Genomic DNA, 213 nt, shown 5'->3' with positions numbered 1-213 from the left:
AGCCGTTAAGCATTCAAACGCAATAAAATTATGGCGCTGAAGTAATGAAACGGTTTTTGAGCGCAACACCCGATTAGTGCTTACCACGACGACACCAGTAGACTTGTTTTTTTCTAATCGGCTAATAAGACGATTGAGGTAGTCGTAGTTCTGCGAATTTTCTTTGGGAATGTAATCGACAACGTCACGTTCTAGGACTTTATCGCGAATAGC

Annotated in this window: 1 pseudogene; it reads right to left on the bottom strand. The window is 41.8% G+C overall.

What is annotated here, in order from left to right:
- A pseudogene (locus tag NLF92_RS14110) lies at positions 1–213 on the bottom strand (diguanylate cyclase response regulator); the annotation flags it as partial.

Source organism: Opacimonas viscosa, assembly GCF_024199005.1.
Lineage (GTDB): Bacteria > Pseudomonadota > Gammaproteobacteria > Enterobacterales > Alteromonadaceae > Opacimonas > Opacimonas viscosa.
Note: the sequence above shows the minus strand (reverse complement) of the source record. Positions and strands in the feature narration are given on the sequence as shown.